This is a genomic window from Cystobacter fuscus DSM 2262 (assembly GCF_000335475.2).
Lineage (GTDB): Bacteria > Myxococcota > Myxococcia > Myxococcales > Myxococcaceae > Cystobacter > Cystobacter fuscus.
Genome location: NZ_ANAH02000011.1, coordinates 21,970 through 35,385, shown reverse-complemented (window position 1 = coordinate 35,385; position 13,416 = coordinate 21,970). Strand labels below are relative to the sequence as shown.

Here is a 13,416-nt window from a genome sequence, read left to right as displayed (position 1 = left end):
GCGGGGGCGTCAGTGCATCGTCCGGGCGGGCGGCTCTTCCTCGTCGTCGTCCCGGTCACGAGGAGCGTCGCTCCCCTCCAGCAGCGCGAGGAGATCCTTCGTGGTCAACCGGGCCGCGACGTTCGTGCCCTCGAGCACCCCCGCCACGAGCGCCCGCTTGTCCGAGTGGAGCGAGAGGATCTGCTCCTCGATGGTGCCGCGGGCGACCAGCCGGTACACCGTCACCGGCCGCGTCTGCCCGATGCGGTGGGCGCGATCCGTCGCCTGATCCTCGACCGCCGGGTTCCACCAGGGCTCCAGGTGGATGACGTAGTCGGCGGCGGTGAGGTTGATGCCCGTGCCGCCCGCCTTGAGGGAGATCAGGAACAGCTCGCCCTCCCCGTCCTGGAACGCCTGGATCCGCTTCGCCCGCGCCGCCGCGGGGGTCGACCCATCCAGGTACTGGTAGGTGAACCCCGCGCGCTCCAATTCCTCGCGGACGAGCTCCAGGTGCGAGGTGAACTGGCTGAACACCAGCGCCCGGTGGCCCTCGCTGCGCAGCTCCTCCAGCAGCTCGAGCAGCCGCCGCATCTTGGAGGAGGAGACACTCGACTGCCCGTCGTAGAGCCGCGGATGCGAGGCGAGCAGCCGCAGCCGCGTGAGCGCCGCGAGCACCTGGAAGCGCTGCTGCTCGTCGCGAATGCCCTTGCCCTGCGTGCTCACCTCCGCCACCGCCGCGAGCCGGGCGTCCTCGTACAGCGTCCATTCCTCCTCGGAGAGCGCCACGGGCAGCTGGATCTCCGTGCGCGACGGCAGCTCCCGCGCCACCTCGCTCTTGGTGCGCCGCAGCAGGAAGGGACGGATCACCCGCGAGAGGGCCGCGTTCGCCTCGGGATCCTTGCCCCGCTCGATGGGCCCGGCGAAGCGCTCGCGGAACTGCTCCCAACTGCCGAGCAGGCCCGGGAAGACGATGGCGAAGAGGCTCCACAGCTCACCCAGGTGGTTCTCCAGGGGCGTGCCCGACAAGGCAATGCGGAAGCCCGCGTTCAACTGCCGCGCGGCGCGGGCCCGCCGGGTGCTCGGGTTCTTCAACGCCTGCGCCTCGTCGACCACGAGCGTGGCGAACTGCACCGCGCCGAGACTCGCCGCGTCGCGCACCAGCAGGCCATAGCTCACGATGAGCACGTCGTTCTTCTTGAGCTTCGCCAGGCACTTCACGCGATCCGCCTGCTCGGCGTAGAGCACGGGGCGCAGACCCGGCGCGAAGCGCTGGAGCTCCTGCACCCAGTTGAAGGCCACCGAGGTGGGCGCGAGGACGAGGGCGGGACCGAGCCGCGAGCGATCCAACAGCATCGCGAGCGCCTGCACCGTCTTGCCCAGGCCCATGTCATCCGCGAGGCACGCGCCCGCGCCCCAGGCCGCCACCCGGCTGAGCCACGCATGCCCCTCCACCTGGTAGTCGCGCAGCGTGGTTCCCAGCGAGGCGGGAGGCTTCGGCTTGAGCGACAGCGACGCGGCGAGGCGCTCCGTCAACAGCCGCCACGCGGGCGCGGCCTCGACCTCGGCGCCCGCGTCGAACAGCGCGCTGATGGCGGGAACCGCACCGGGAGACAACTCCACCCGGTTCTTCCCGAGGAAGGCGTGATCCGCCACCGCCTGCAATCGGTGCCGCAGGGTGTCGCTGAGTTCCACCCACCGGTTGGCATCCACCCGCACGAAGCGCTTCTGCCGCCGGGCCGCGTCCAGGAGCACCGCGAGTTCGATCCTCCCCGCCTCCACCTTCAGGTTGCCCGAGAGCCCAAACCAATCCTTCTTGCGCTCGACCTGCACCTTCAGGGCTTCCGGGCCCGTGGAGGAGGTGATGACGGGCCGCTCGTCGAGCCACTCGACCTCGAGCCCCTCCGGGGGCCGCTGCAACGCGGCGACGAGCCGCAACGCCGACTCCGTGTCCCCGAGCCGGAAGCGGAACGGCGGCCCCTCCTCCGCGTCCTCGAGGGGAAGGGAGACGAGCGCCGCGCGGGCACGCTCCTCCTCGGACATCAGGTGGCGGCGCACATAGCCGCGCTCCCCATGACGCGAGAGCAGCACATCGCGCGGGCCCACGCCGGGAGGGTACAGCGGCGCGCCCGGACCGGGCCGCACGAGCAGCTCCATCTCGAGGGACACGTCGGGCAGCAGGCGCAGGCGGACGACGGGGACCATGTCCGTCGGGTACTCGCGCCCCTTGAGCGAGGGCGGGACGACGAGGGGGAGCCGTGTCTCCAGACGAGACAGCCGCTCGAGCAGTTGCTCATGGCTCTCGGGGGGAAACTGGTCCCCGTGCTTCTCGAGCACGTTCCAGAGCTGCCGCGCCTCCTCGTTCACGTCGATGAGCAGGAACCGGCCCCGCTCCGCCTCGGCGAGGAACAGCGGCTCGCCCGGAGTGAACGCACGCAGGAGCGTCCCCAGCATCTTGGGGTTGAGACGCTCGCCTTCGAGGGAGGGCTCCAGGCGGATGTGGTCCGCGGCGGAGAGCGCGGTGAAGCCGAGCCGCACCCGCTTCAGCTCGAGCGGCTCGTCGGGACGAAGCTCGAGCGCGACCCGCGGATGACCGACGAGCGCGAGGAAGGCCCGCGAGGGGTAGGTCCCAGCCGCGCGCGACGCCGGAGCCCAGGAGGCCAGGTGCTCGGCGACCCGGAGATCCACCTCGGAGAGCAGCTCGCGATGCTCCTCGATCAGCCGGGCCGCGGTCATCCGCGCGCCGGTGCTCCAGGTGCCCTTGCGCGTCTGCTTCTTCACCAGGGGCGACACCGTCAGCGCGCCCAGCTCATGCTCGATGCACCACCACACCTCGACTCCCGCGCGGGGCCTGGCCGCCTCCGTCTCGAGCAGCTCGAGGTCCTTCAACGCGCGGGCCCAGCCCGGCCGGAGGAGCTCCTCGGCGATCCTCCGCGCCTCGGGGGCGCGGGCGGGCTCGGCCAGGACGTCGAGCACGGTATCGACGAGCGCGAGCGCGTGGGCACAGCCCCGTTGCCGGGCCGCGCAGGTGCACTCCACGCGGCCCTCGCCGCCTCCGGGAAACGACAACCGGGTGGAGACGCCGATGGTGCCGTAATCCGGCCCGGAGCGGACGACGCGGTCCCGCTCCTTCCAGGTGAGCGCGCACGTCGCCGCGTCGAAGCCCCAGGTCGCCGAGGCCCGGCGCTCGCGGGAGCGGGGAAAGGCCAGGGCCCGAAGCGAGCGGCGCACCTCGAGCAGGCGCGTCCACAACGGCGCGAGCACGGCATCCGCGTGCGAGCCGCCCCGGGCCGACTCCTCGGAGAGCGCCTGCCGCACCGAGTCCGCTTCCTGGCGCAGGTAGGCCCACGCCGCCTCGGTGATGGCCGTCTCCAGGCCAGCGCCGCGCGCGCCCACGTAGCGCTGGGCCCCTTCGCGCGAGCCCACGTCGCGCAGGGCGAGCCCATTGAGAGCGTGCTGGAGTCCATTGCGCCGCGCCTCGTTGAGGGGCAGCTCCGCCACGAGCACGGACACGGAGACCGCGAGCGCGTGCCGGACGTGGTGTGCGTCCGCCCAGCGCTCCAGGTCCGCGCGCGTCGCGAAGGGCCCCTCGGGCGGCTCGGCCGGGACAGGGCCCTGGGAGAGAAAGGACAGCCCGAGGGCGATGGCATGTTCGCAGACCGCGTCACGTACCGGGCACGCGCAGCGGGACACGAGCGCGCCCCCCGAGGCCGTGAGCCGGACGCGGTACGTCTCCCGTCCCCGGACGAGCCCCTCGAGGGCATCGTTCTCGAGGGCACAGGAGAGGACCCGCCCCTCGCGCCAGGACGCCTCACCGGAGAGGAAGGCACTTCCCGAGGCCGCGCGGAGGGAGTCGGCGGTCAGCAACGTGGACAACGACATGGGCGGCGGACTCTAACCGCGTGGCCGGAGCCCGGCTGCCCATTCCGACAGGAGGGGCCGCGCCCCGGCCACCCCGGCGAGCGGGCGAGACCCCTCCTCTTACACCCGGGAGCGCTTGACTACCGCCAGGCCGGGAGTTCCTCGCGCGTCAGGACGTTGCCCGCCCAGTAGACGTTCTGGATCGCCGTGGTCGAGTTCTTCTCATAGACGAGCTCCGACCAGCCCATGAAGAAGACCCAGCGCGGCTGGCTGCTCAGCTCGGCCGAGGTCGGCAGGCGGTCGCACTCGCCAATGGCGATGGGCTTGTTGCCCGCCACGGCCAGCATGGCGTCGTACTTGGCCTTCGTGAAGCCGTCGCCGTTGTAGAAGTCGAGGGCCGCGATGTCCCAGTAGGCGTCACCCGGGTTGTAGTCGTTGAAGTTCCAGCTCAGGTCCTGCACGTCCCAGACCCAGATGAGGTTGTCGATGCCCTTCGTCTTGGTCAGGTAGTCGTGCAGCATCTGGTACAGGCGGCGCGTGCCCTGCGGACCCGTGCGGCCTCCCCACCAGAACACGCCCTGGTTCATCTCGTGATACGGGCGGAAGAGCACGGGCACGCCATTGTTCTTCAGGTCCTGCAGGAAGGGCACGAGCCTGTCCACCCGCGTCTTCCAGATCTTGTTGAGGTTGGAGCCGTCGGTGAGGAGCTCGTTCCACTGGCTGTCGCTCAGCCTGCTCTTGACGCCACCATCCCAGCCGCAGGCCTCGCCCTGCGTCGGCGGGCAGGAGTGCCACATGAGCTGCACGATCGCGCCCGCGTTGAACTGGTTCTTCGCCTCGTTGATCATCGTCCAGCGCGAGTCGATGTTCTCCTGCTGGTAGAGGAAGTCCCCGCTCCACAGACCCGGCCAGCGGCCCGTGGTGCCGTGGATGGTGTTGGTCCACTTCGCCGGATCCCAGTTCGGCTCGCGGTTGTGCTGGCCGGCGATCGTCTTCGAGCCGGAGATGCTCTGGATGTAGTTGAGCACCCGCTGCTTGGGAGTGGTGGGCGTGCCCGTCCCGGCGATGAAGAACGTCAGGGTCTCCCATTCCTTGGCCGCGGGGGCGTTGGCGAGCACATCACCCCCTCCGGCATTGATGGCGGAGACGTACTGGCCGCCGATGCTCGTCTGGAGGGCGATCTTGTCTCCCGAGGCGACGGTGCCCGTCCCGTTGAGCTTGACGACGCGGAACTGCTCCCAGCCCAGCTCATGCGGGGCATTGACGTAGACGGCGCCGCCACCGCCCTTGTCCGCCGAGACCCACTGTCCATTCACCCCCCGGAGGGTCACCAGGTCCCCGCTCTGGAGCGTGCCCCCATTGAGGTCCGAGAGCGTGAAGGTCTCCCATTCCTTCGCCCAGGTGCTGTAGGCCTGGAGCGCCGCGCCTCCCCCCTTGTCGGCGACGAGGTAGTGGCCCGACCACGTCTGGAGGTTCACCGTGAGCAGCGACGCGGCGAGCGCCGTCTCCTCGTGACCCACCTGGGGGGCTCCCGAGGAAGGCTCTTCAGCACCACAGCCCGCGAGGAACGAGACAAGCAGCGTGGCCAGTACAGGCCGGTTGCGACGAAAAGTCATATCGAATCCCATGTTCACTGGATCAAACCCTTGAAATGCACGAGGCCCCCGGGTGGCGGAAGGACGCACCGCCACCGGGGGCCTCTCGTGGCCTACTGCTTGACGAGCTCGAACTGGTCGAAGGCCGCCCAGTTCTGCGCGTTGGCGTCGCTGTAGACGCCCACCTCGATGTTGCCGTTGGTGACCGGGATGCCGTTGATGATGTACTGCGTATAGCCCGCGACGGCGCCGGAGCCGATCTCCGCCGTCAGCTCGGCCCCACCGTAGCCCTTGGCGTACAGGCGCAGCGCGCGCTGGCCGCCGCTGGAGCGGGCCCACACGCTGGCCCGGTAGGTGCCGTTGGCCACGGCCTTCGTCTGGCCGGAGATCTGCTGGTAGGCGGCCGCCGAGTAGTGCGTGAGCTTGTAGTTGCCCGTGTACGGGTAGTCCGTGTCCACCTTGTGCGCCAGCTCGGCGCTGTGCCACTCGGAGTTCCAGCTCGACAGGGTGCCATCCGCCTCGAAGCCGGGGTTGGCGAGCAGGTTCGTCGCCGTGGGGGCGTTCTCACGCGCCCACACGTAGGTGCCCACGGTCTTCGCCGGCAACGTGGCGAGCAGCTCCCAGCCCTCGGACGCGAGCTTGAAGCGCTGGCTGGAGGCCGTCTGGTTGATGACCACGGAGACGATGGTGTTGTCCGGGTTGAGGAAGGACACGTTCGTCACCGTGCTGGCCGAGCCGTAGCTGCTGGAGATGCGTTTGGCGCCCGCCTTCACGTACTTGGAGTACTGGCCGATCAGGTAGACCTCGGGAAGGGCCCAGTAGTTGTCGTAGGAGGACGCGCTCTGGATGAGCATGGTGGGGCCGGGCGTCCCGGTCCACTTCTCCGGCTGGATGTTGCTGTCCAGCATCGTCACCCAGCCGTTGTAGCCCGCGGCCCAGTTGCGGAAGTACTGCGCCATCCGGTCCGCGCCGCTCGTGCCCCAGACCGAGCGCTCGGTCATCATGATGTTCTTGTTGGGCCAGGCGTTGCGCACCTGGGTCATGCTGCTCGGGTCGCCCGCGTAGTCGTGGAACGCCACGCCGTCCGTCGCCGCGTTGCCGGCGGCATCGTTCAGGGTGGGCGTCACATAGGCCAGCGCCGAATCGAAGTTGTGGTCGAACGCCCAGATGCGGGTGCTCAAGCCGTTCGCGTTCAGCTCGTTCTTCAGGGCGACGATGAGCTGGCGCGCCTGGGTCGAATCCACCGAGGCGCTGGGATAGTCCGGCGCCTGGTACAGGGGCTCGTTCTGCACGGTCAGCGCGTAGATGGGGATGCCCTGCGCCTGGTAGGCCTGGATGGCCCTGCGGTAGTACGTCGCCAGGGTCGGGATGTACTGGGACAGCAGCTTGCCGCCGATGAGGCTGCCGTTGTCCTTCATCCAGGCGGGCGGGCTCCACGGGCTCGCGAAGATCTTCAGGTTCGGGTTGACCGCCAGCGCCTGCTTGATGGTGGAGACGATGTTGTAGTCGATGTCCTTCTGGATGGAGAAGTACGTCAGGCTCGGGTCGGTCTGCCCGGCGGGCCGGTCGTCGTAGGTGTAGAACTGGCGGCCGGTGAAGTCAGACGTGCCGAAGGTGATGCGCAGCAGGTTCATGCCCGCGCCGGTGGCCGGATCGAGCAGCTTCTTCAGGACCTCCGTGCGCTTCGCCAGCGACATGCGCGAGAGGTTGAAGACCGTCGACTCCTCCAGCGACGTGCCGATGCCCAGCATCGTCTGGTACTGCACCGAGGGATCCACCGCCAGCGTGGTGGCCGAGGTGGTGGTCGGGCTCGTCAGGGCGATGTTCGCCTGCGGGCTCAGCGCGTAGGGAATGGACAGGGGACCGTTGAACCAGGCGCCATCGCCCGGGTTCTTCTCCGAACTCCAGATGACCTGCGCGGAGGGCGCGGCCGAGGCGGCCGTTCCCATCGCGAGCGCCCCGAAGGCCAGGGCGGACGTCGTCAAGCACTTCCATGAGGTGAGCAATGCCATGTCTTGGTTCTTTCTCGAGCGACGGGACGGCACCCGGTGCCTCGGCGAGGCACCGGGAACCGCGGAGGCTCACTGCTTGACGAGCTCGAACTGGTCGAAGGCCGACCAGTTCCCCGCATTCGCGTCGCTGTAGACACCCACCTCGATGCTGCCGTTGGTGACGGGAATGTTGCTGATGGTGTACTGCGTATAGCCCGAGACGGCGCCGGAGCCGATCTCCGCCGTCAGCTCGGCCCCGCCGTAGTTCTTCGCATACAGGCGCAGCGCCTTCTGGCCACCGCTGGAGCGGGCCCACACGCTGGCGCGGTAGGTGCCATTGGCCACGGCCTTCGACTGGCCCGACACCTGCTGATAGGCCGTCGACGCGTAGTGCGTGAGCTTGGAGGCGCCCGCGTAGGGGAAGTCGGTGTCCACCTTGTGCGCCAGCGCCGAGCTGTGCCACTCGGAGTTCCAGCCCGTCAGGCCCGACTCGAAGCTGGGGTTGTCCAGCAGGTTGCCCGTGGTCGGCGGGGGCGTGGTGCCCCCCACCGCCTGGGCAATGGCGGTCAGCAGCGAGGCGCTGCCCTTGGCGTCATCGGAGATGTCCCAGATCATCACGCCGCCGCCCCGCTGGAGCGCCAGCTTGGACTTCGACTGGATGGTGGCGATGCCGTTGTAATAGACGGCGCCCACGTTGTCCTTGTAGGGCGCCTGGGAGTCCTGGGCCACCAGCGCGGCATAGCCCACGTACGCGGTCTGCGAGCGGCCGTAGAACGGCACGCCGAGCACCGCCTTGTCCTTGGGCAGGCCGCGGTTGAGCCAGTAATCCAGGGACTGGACGGCATAGTTATACGTGGAGTGCGGGTAGCCGCCGTCGTAGGCCATGATGTTGAGGAAGTCCACGTCGGCGAAGGTCGCCGTGGGGATGCCCCCACCCGTGTACCCGTTGGCCACGACCGCCGCGGTGAGCAGCTTGCCGCGGCTGTGCATCGCGCTGGACAACTCCCGCATCAGCAGGCCGTAGTTCGTGGCCGAGTTGCCCGGATCCGGGTACTCCCAATCGATATCAACGCCATCCAGCCCGGCCTGGTTCACGAAGTTGACCAGGTTGTTGACGAAGGCCGTCCGGGTCGAGGCATTGGCGGCCAGCTGCTCGAAGCCAGAATCGTTTCCGTCATTCCAGCCGCCCACCGCGATGAGCACCTTGACGCCCCGCGAGTGCGCCGTCTGGACCAGGGACTTGAGCCGGGTGTCCCCGCTGCTCAACCCCGTGAGCCCGCCCTGCGCGGTGGGAAGCAGGAAGGAGTAGTTGATGTGCGTGAGATTGCCGTACTGGATGTCATTGACGTTGCCATTCCAGGTGGGGAAGTAGCCGACGACCCGGGTGGTGAGCGCGGCCTGCTCCTGGGTGTCCAGGGGCTGCTCGGAGAGTGCGTCCGGCGCCCCGGAGCACGCAACCACGGTGGAGAGGACGGCACCCACGGTCAATCTACGCAAGGGGTAAGGGATGTAGGACAAGGAGGACTCCTCTGCTTTCTTCGGGATTTCCTGCCTCCCTGTTTTCGGGGGAATGGAGAGAAAGTTGCTTTTTTTCGGGTCAATCAATCGAAACGTTTCGACTGACGGCATCCGGCAAGCACCTCTCGAAATCTGGGTATTAGGAACTTTTCCGTCCTGGTTAGTTTTCCTTGCTAACCCCGAGACTCTTGTTCCATAGTCAATCGCAGTCCCTGCCCCTCGCCCTTCGCCGCTGAAACCACGCGGCCGGAGGCGTCTTCACCTGTAAAGAAAGACAGACATGAAGAATACGAAGCTCAATGCGCTCTCCACCGCGACGGCGTTGTTCGCCACCATCGCCACCGTGAATGCCTTGCCAGCGACTGCCGAGGCCGCGTCCCCCGGCAAGAGCGTGACCTCGCCGGAGGTGTCGCAGGACATGCTCAACGCGATGCGCCGGGACCTGCCGGGCACCGAGGAGCAGTTGCTGCGCCGGCTGGACTTCGAGGCGAAGGCCCCCTCCCTGGAGCGGGGCCTGCGCGAGCAGCTCGGAGAGCGCTTCGGCGGCGCCTGGTTGAACGAGGAGGGCACCGGGCTCATCGTCGGCGTCACCGATGAGGCCAGCGCCGCGCGCGTTCGCCGCGCCGGAGCCGAGCCCCGGCTCGTCAAGCACAGCAAGGCGCGGCTGGACGAGATCATGGAGGAGCTGAACCGCAACGCCCACAACGCGCCCGACTCCGTCTACTCCTGGTACGTGGACGTCGCCACCAACAGCGTCGTCGTGCAGGCGGAGAACGCCACGAGCCTGATGGCGTCGCGCGCCCAGTCGTTCGTCTCCCTGAGCAGCGGCGCGAAGGACGGGGCGATCCGCGTGGAGCACTCCGCCCAGGCCCCGCGCCCGGCGTACGACGTGCGCGGCGGCGAGGTCTACTTCTTCGGCACCGGGGCCGGTGGCTCCTACGGCGCCTGCTCGGTGGGCTTCTCCGTGGTGGGCGGCTTCGTCACCGCGGGACACTGCGGCGGGGCGGGCACCCCCGCGCTCGGCTTCAACTGGCAGTCCATGGGCAGCGTCCGGGGCTCCGTCTGGCCCGGCAGTGACATGGGGTGGGTGGGCACCAACGGATCGTGGACGCCGCAGCCCTGGGTGTACAACCACAACAACGGCAACGTCCTGGTCCAGGGCTCCAACCAGGCCGGCATCGGCGCGTCCATCTGTCGCTCCGGCAACACCACGGGCTGGCGGTGTGGAACGCTCCAGGCCACGAACATCACCGTCAACTACTCCGATGGCCCCGTCTATGGCCTGTCCAAGACCAGTGCATGCGCCAATCCCGGTGACTCGGGTGGCTCGGTGCTCTCCGGCAACCAGGCGCAGGGCGTGACCTCGGGCATCGCGGGCGGCTGCGACAGCAGCGCTCCCCAGACGTTCTTCCAGCCCATCAACCCCATCCTCAGCAAGTTCGGCCTCACGCTCCTCACGAGCGGCGGCGGCACCGGCGGCGCCAAGTCGTTCGTCTCGCGGATGAACGGCAAGTGCATCGACGTGCCCAACAGCAACTTCTCCGACGGCGTCCAGCTGCAGATGTGGACCTGCAATGGCACCAACGCCCAGAAGTTCACCTGGGACGGCGCCCGGCTGACGATTGGTGGCAAGTGCATGGACGTGGCCGGGGCCTCCACGGCCGACGGCACCCGCATCCAGCTGGCCAACTGCAACGGCAACCGCGCCCAGGACTTCACGCTGAGCCCCGCGGGTGACCTGGTCAGCTACCTCGCCAACAAGTGCGTGGACATCGAGGGCTTCAACGCCAACGACGGCGCCAAGCTGAGCATCTACAACTGCACCGGCACGTCGAACCAGAAGTGGGACTTCCGCTAGTCCCGGTCGTCCCGGTCCGAGGTCACGCCGCCCACTGACGCACGATGCGGTGCGTGGCCTCGGCCTGGACGGAGTCCGGCCGCAACTGCATCCCCACGCCGCGGGCGCCCACCAGACACACGTGGCCGGCGCTCGCGGCCTCTCCGGGCCGCACCTCGTCGGCGAACCACAGCTCGCCGCCCTGGGCGAACACCGCCTGGCGCAGGTACGCGTCGAAGTCCGCCTCGGGCAACAGCCGCAACTGCTCCACCAGCAGCTCCACCGTGACGTCCACCTCGGCGGCGTCCGCCTCCGGCTTCGCGCCGAGCGGAGCCGTCAGGCCCCGGAACATGTCGGCGGCGCGGTGCGCCGGGAGGAACGCGGCATAACCGGGCCGCAGCACCGCCACGCCCGGCTCCGTGCGCGAGCCCGGCGCGGCGCCCTCGGGCACACGCCAGGCGGGCACCACGGACACGTCCCGCACCCGCGGCGTGCCGTCCACCCGCCCGAGGAAGGGCGCGCGGCGGTGCAGCTCGAGCAGCGCGGCCAGGCGTCCCGCGGCCCCCGCGTGGCGCACGGTGACCCGGCGCTCGCCCTCGACGCGCACCTCGCCCCAGGCCGCCAGGGCGGTGATGCCCTCCGGGGCGATGGACGCGAGCGACACCTGCACCGGCTCGCCCAGGCGCGGCTGCCACACGAGCCGCTTCGCGGTGAGCCAGAAGCGCCCCGTGTAGCGCAGGAAGTAGACGGCCAGGAGCGCCCCGCCCAGGACGAGCACCGGCACCACGCTGGCCCGCCGCCCGAGGAGATGCTGGTGGGTGAGCACGAGCAGCGCGAACCCCCACGCGCCCGGCCACGCGAGGAAGTGCCGCAACCCCTGCGCGCCCTCGAACAACACCGGCTCGTCGTCCCCCGGAGGCCGGGGCAGCGGCTCGGACATCAGCCGCTCCAGGTGCCCCCACACCTCGGCGAGCGACGCGCCCTCCTGGTGCGAGAGGCGGGCGAGCCGCGCACGGGCCACGCGCTCCAGCCGCTCGCGCCGCGCGAGCAGGCGCCGGTGGGCCCCCGGAGCGCCCCGGGCGAGCCACTCGCTCACGGCGGGCTCCAGCGCCAGTGCCCCGCGCAGCAGGTCCACCCGCACGCGCAGCCGCCACTTCCAGCGCGGAGAACGCAACACCCGCAGCAGCTCTCCGTAGCAGGCCAGGGCCTGGGGACCGAGCACCTCGTCCGCGACGTCCAGGGCACCGCTCTCGCGGGCAGTCACATCGCGGGGAAAGGCCAGATGCATGCCGGAAATCCTCTCGACAATTCCCCGTCCCAACAGTCCGGGTCCGCCAGTTCCATCCACCCGCGTCCGCCCGGCACCGCCCCGTGGCGACGCCTGGAGGGCAACCAGGAGGGCATGCGCCCTCCCATCCGTCAGGAGGCCGGGCTCTGCGCGCCCAGCAGGGCCCGGACATCGGCGATGAGGCGGTCATCATCCCACGGCTTGCTGATGAAGTGGGAGATGACCCCGGCCTCGGGTCCACCGGAAGACAGGTCCGCGTGGCCGGAGATGAGCACCCGCACGGTCGAGGGCGCCATGCGCAACACCTGACCGAGCAGCTCCAGGCCGTTCATCCCCCGCATGCGGAAGTCGGAGATGACGACGTCCGCGGGAAACGTGGCCAGCTTCTCGATGGCCTCCTCGCCCCCGAGCGCGACCTCGATGGAGAAGCCCTCGCGCCGCAGCAGTCTGCGGAGGGCGCCCACCACATGAACTTCGTCATCGACGATGAGAATCCTGGCCATACGGGCTCCGAACCACACCGGCGCGCTCCCCTCCGCCCCACCCCCATGCGGGTTCCTCGTTCCGGGGCACACCGTGCCACGGATGAACGAGCGCTCGGGAGACAAGTCGGAGACGACGCGCGGCGAGCCCGAACCATCCACGAAGAAGCCGGGTGCGAGCAATAGCGACAACGGACGTGCGACCTGGAACGTCTCGGGCCATGCACCCGCACCGGCGCATGCGGTGCCGGCCTGTAATTTCTAAAGCCCTGGAAGCACCTCACGGCGGGGACAACGCACGGGTGAGGCTCAGCAGGTGACGCAGGATGCGGCCGGTGGCGCCCCAGATGACGTGGCTCTCGTAGGTGTAGAAATCCACCTCGTACGCCACGCCCCGGGAGAAGTGGGGCTCGGTGCGGTGGGTGGTGGGCTCCATCAGGTGCGCCAGGGGCACCTCGACGATGAACTCCACTTCCGCGGGGTTGGGCTTGTACTCCAGGCCCTGGGGAAGCACGCCCACGAAGGGCTGGATGCGAAAGCCCGAGCCGCCCAGGGTGGGCACTTCGTCCAGGGCGCCGAGCACGCGCACCCCCGTCACGTCGATGCCGAGCTCCTCGCGCGTCTCGCGCAGCGCCGTCTGCAGGGGCGTGGGGTCCACGGCGTCGCGCGAGCCACCGGGAAAGGAGTACTGGCCGGCGTGGTGGCGCAGCGTGGTGGGACGCTTGGTGAAAAGCACCTGGGGCACCCCGTCGCGCAGCAGCAGGGGCACCAGCACCGCCGCCTCGCGCAGCACGAGCCCCGGCACGCGCAACGCCTGGGGCGGCCGGGTGGAGAGCTGGTTCTCGAGCGCGTCGAAGAGAGGGTGCAC

The 13,416-nt window shown here is 69.4% G+C and carries 8 protein-coding genes; 1 reads left to right on the top strand and 7 read right to left on the bottom strand.

Going from position 1 to position 13,416, the window contains the following annotated elements:
- Positions 1–9 precede the first annotated feature (9 nt).
- From D187_RS20535 to D187_RS20520, 4 genes are all read right to left on the bottom strand, one after another.
- Positions 10–3,858, bottom strand: a complete 3,849-nt coding sequence (locus tag D187_RS20535) for a DEAD/DEAH box helicase (protein ID WP_002626422.1) — start codon at positions 3,856–3,858, stop codon at positions 10–12.
- Between the two features lie 119 nt (positions 3,859–3,977).
- Positions 3,978–5,453 carry a glycosyl hydrolase gene (locus D187_RS57125; protein WP_211241553.1) on the bottom strand — a complete coding sequence of 492 codons (1,476 nt, stop codon included), beginning with the start codon at positions 5,451–5,453 and terminating at the stop codon, positions 3,978–3,980.
- Between the two features lie 92 nt (positions 5,454–5,545).
- On the bottom strand, positions 5,546–7,417 hold the full coding sequence (locus D187_RS20525) for a glycoside hydrolase family 30 protein (RefSeq protein WP_020918155.1): 1,872 nt from the start codon (positions 7,415–7,417) through the stop codon (positions 5,546–5,548).
- A 96-nt stretch (positions 7,418–7,513) separates the two neighbouring features.
- Complete coding sequence (locus D187_RS20520) at positions 7,514–9,052, bottom strand: glycosyl hydrolase family 18 protein (RefSeq protein WP_002626416.1); 1,539 nt, start codon at positions 9,050–9,052, stop codon at positions 7,514–7,516.
- Positions 9,053–9,221: 169 nt separating this feature from the next.
- On the opposite strand from D187_RS20520, the gene D187_RS20515 reads away from it, so the two are divergent.
- Positions 9,222–10,799 (top strand): S1 family peptidase, encoded by a 1,578-nt coding sequence (locus D187_RS20515; RefSeq protein ID WP_002626414.1) that lies wholly within the window; start codon positions 9,222–9,224, stop codon positions 10,797–10,799.
- Positions 10,800–10,821: 22 nt separating this feature from the next.
- On the opposite strand, the gene D187_RS20510 is transcribed toward D187_RS20515, so the two are convergent.
- From D187_RS20510 to D187_RS20500, 3 genes are all read right to left on the bottom strand, one after another.
- Entirely contained in the window at positions 10,822–12,066 is a 1,245-nt protein-coding gene (locus tag D187_RS20510; protein WP_002626412.1) for a hypothetical protein, read from the bottom strand.
- A 131-nt stretch (positions 12,067–12,197) separates the two neighbouring features.
- Complete coding sequence (locus D187_RS20505; protein WP_043430977.1) at positions 12,198–12,569, bottom strand: response regulator; 372 nt, start codon at positions 12,567–12,569, stop codon at positions 12,198–12,200.
- 259 nt (positions 12,570–12,828) lie between these two features.
- Positions 12,829–13,416, bottom strand: coding sequence for a CoA pyrophosphatase (locus tag D187_RS20500; protein ID WP_002626409.1), 588 nt, complete (start codon positions 13,414–13,416; stop codon positions 12,829–12,831).